The organism is Paenisporosarcina sp. P4_D4, assembly GCF_056401835.1.
Genome location: NZ_JBFUIO010000178.1, coordinates 1 through 3193, shown reverse-complemented (window position 1 = coordinate 3193; position 3193 = coordinate 1). Strand labels below are relative to the sequence as shown.

Below are 3193 nucleotides of genomic sequence, written 5' to 3'. Positions count from 1 at the left end.
GATGGAAAGATCACCTAAAGATTCGCCAGTCGCTTTATTTGATAAATTAAAATGCATTGTGCGAAGTTCATCCAAACGGAAGTCCATTTGATAAACAGAAAAACCTTCAAATTTCAAAGGATGATTCACCTGAATAGATTCTTTTTTCACTTCTTCAAGATTATCAGTTTGACCAGGTAATGCAGTTTCTGGTTTTTTATATAAAACTACATTTGTCTGATAGTTAGATGCAATCGTTCCGACACGATCAATAGCATCCCCGAATACTTCGTCTGATTTTTCTTTATCGTAAGTTTCAAGAATAAATTCTTTACTTTCCAAGTAATAACCAGGTGCTTCCGGAATGGCCCGTGTTTCACCTTCGCGAATCCACATCGTTTCATCCACATAGAATCCTGGTAATGCCCTCAGCATAACCCCGAACAGGAAAATAATAAGACCAACATGATTAACATAAGGACCCCATCTTGAAAAGCGACCTTTTTCTGCCAGTAACGCTCCGTCTTCTCGCTTCACATTATAACGGAGTTCTTTTAGCTTAGCTTCACTTTTTGTAAACGTTTCTTCTATGGAACTGACGCCACCAAGAGCAAAAAGACGTTGACGTTTCATAAAGCTTTCATGTCTTTTCGTGCGTTGTTTTTTCAAAGAGTTGTATAAAGGAATAAAACGGTCCAAACTTGCAACGATAAGGGAAATGCCAAGCATCCCGATTAACGTCTGGAACCACCATGAGCCATATAGATCTGATAAGCCCAATTCGTAATAGATCTTCCCAAACGTTCCATACACTCTTTCATAATAAGCGGCTATATCCGCTTCTGTTGTTGCTGGAACGTAAAGTACTTGCGGTAGAATTGTTCCGATGGCAGCTGCCACCAAAATCATGATAATAATCGTTACTCCGATTTTAACACTTGAAAAGAAGTTCCATATCTTATCAATAATCGATTTGTTGTATGTTTGCGAACGGCGTGCAGAACCTTCGTAACGCATATCCGCTAATTTTAAATCTTTTGCTTCTTTTGTGAGGGGCCGACCACAGTTCCCACATAACACTGTTCCTTCTGGATTTTCATGCCCACAAGCACAAATGATGTTGTTCATATGATTGACTCCTTAATCGGGACGTATCTGCTCCATAAAATGAGCGATGTCCTGTTCTGTCATCTCTCCGCGTACGATCTTCTCAATTTTACCTTCAGGATTGATTAACAAAGTCGTTGGAAGCGGATCAATGTTGTATGTTTCCATCACACTTTTCGTTTTATCAATAACAATCGGGAAATCCAGTCCATACTGGTCAGCAAACTGTTCTACTTCAAAATTGGACTGCGCGATGTTTACAGCCAATATTTCAACACCTTGTTCTTTAAATACTTCGTATTGACGATCCATTGCGGGCATTTCTTTTGCACACGGCTTACACCATGTACCCCAGAAATTCAGAAAGACCCCTTGTCCTTTATAATCTGACAAGCGATGCTCTTCCCCATTTAAATCCACCAAAGTGAAATCCGGTGCTTCGTCCCCAACGCCTAGAACATCCACCTTGTCTTTAGAAGCATTGTTGTAAATAGTGTAAATGATTGCTACTACCAGAACAGACAAAATCAATGTCCGTATCAAAAATCTTTTTTGTTTCGTCTGAGCCATTTTTATACCCTCCTACATGACGAAATAATCATTTATCATTATAACAAAGAAAAGCGGTTGCTAAGACCGCACATTTGAAGGGTTTGTGAACGTTTTCAGGTATTCCGAAAACCTCTAAATTATTTGAATAGATTTAAGCAATTTCCAATACCTACTAATTATGAACCAATTTTTCCTGTTTCAGCCATAACACGCAGTAATTTCACTTCATGGGACGTCAACTCACGTGATTCACCTGCATTAAGACCATGAAGCGTCAAGAAAGCAAAGCGTTCACGTTTCAATTTTTGCACAGGGAAACCGATGGCATCGAACATGCGACGAACTTGACGGTTTTTACCCTCATGAATCGTGATTTCAATAATTGCCTTGCTTTGTTTTGGATCAGCCGATAATAATTTGACACGGGCTGGAGCTGTCTTTCCGTCTTCTAGTACAATTCCACGTTCTAACGGTCGGAGTTGCTCTTTCACTGGGATTCCTTTAACTCGTGCAACATACGTTTTATCAATTTTGAATTTAGGATGAGTCAGCGTATATGATAAATCGCCATCATTCGTCATGATTAAAAGACCCGATGTCTCATAATCTAAACGCCCCACCGGAAATAGTCGTTCTGGTATGTGCGGAAATAAATCTGCAACCGTTTTACGTCCTTTGTCATCCGTCACTGCCGAAATAATTCCTCTTGGTTTATATAATAAATAATAAACCTTTTGCTCTTTTTCCAACTTCACGCCATCTACTTCAACTGTATCTGATGCAGATACTTTTGTTCCAAGTTCTTTGACAACTTGTCCATTCACTTTCACTTTTCCTTCTAAAATCAGTTGCTCGGATTTTCTTCGTGACGCAACCCCAGCATGTGCTAACATTTTTTGTAATCTTTCCATACTTTCACCTCATCGTCGATTCCTATACTCTTTAAAAATTATGTCACACTTTCGCTCAAAACAAAAGAAGACCGCTTATTTAATAAGCAGTCTTCGTCATTCATTCCGCTCAATATGTACTTTTTTTGTAAGTATGGTTTTCCCGTTTATTTGTACTTCCCATTTTGCCATCTTTTGAGACGCTTTCGCCCGATTCAAAACGACAAGATGCGAAACTTGTTCATCTTTGTGTTTTAGAATGTAGGCTGACTTGTCAGCTTTCATCACCAATCCACCTGGTAAATCATATGAGCCTTTTTTAATGACTTGAACTCTATCATATTGTGCAAAGACGTTCTCTGCAAGTTGCATGTGCATTTGCCAATCATTCGATTGGTTCAATGTAACAACAATCACTTCTTCGTCTCCATCTTTGAAATACGTTGCAAGTGTTCTACCTGCTGTTTTCGTAAATCCTGTTTTCCCGGCAATCGCTTTCGTTTCCAAGCGAACGAGCTTATGTTTGTTATCCCAGTACTTCCCGTCTTGTTTGAAATGGGGTGCAGTTAAGATCGGTTTGAGTTCTTTATTTTCCATTGCGATTTTCAACATAAGAGCTGTGTCATAAGCGGTAGATAAGTGTTCCTCGTGGTGTAATCCTGTTG

General features: G+C 39.2%; 4 protein-coding genes. All 4 read right to left on the bottom strand.

The genetic code is table 11. The features are described 5' to 3' along the window. Positions 1-1107 (bottom strand): cytochrome c biogenesis protein ResB (gene resB / locus AC1DSL_RS16585; RefSeq protein ID WP_477533044.1); only part of this gene is annotated, 1107 nt, incomplete at its 3' end. Positions 1108-1119: 12 nt separating this feature from the next. Continuing rightward, a complete protein-coding gene (gene resA / locus AC1DSL_RS16580; protein ID WP_016427449.1) occupies positions 1120-1656 on the bottom strand; it encodes a thiol-disulfide oxidoreductase ResA in 537 nt (178 codons plus the stop codon). A 158-nt stretch (positions 1657-1814) separates the two neighbouring features. Next, entirely contained in the window at positions 1815-2549 is a 735-nt protein-coding gene (locus AC1DSL_RS16575; protein ID WP_016427450.1) for a pseudouridine synthase, read from the bottom strand. Between the two features lie 96 nt (positions 2550-2645). Continuing rightward, positions 2646-3193: D-alanyl-D-alanine carboxypeptidase family protein (locus AC1DSL_RS16570; protein ID WP_477533043.1), on the bottom strand; the 548-nt coding region annotated here is incomplete at its 5' end.

Bases quoted from the DNA above. Each gene is read 5' to 3' on its own strand.
- resA (WP_016427449.1), bottom strand. From the start codon at position 1,656: ATGGCTCAGACGAAACAAAAAAGATTTTTGATACGGACATTGATTTTG.
- AC1DSL_RS16575 (WP_016427450.1), bottom strand. From the start codon at position 2,549: ATGGAAAGATTACAAAAAATGTTAGCACATGCTGGGGTTGCGTCACGA.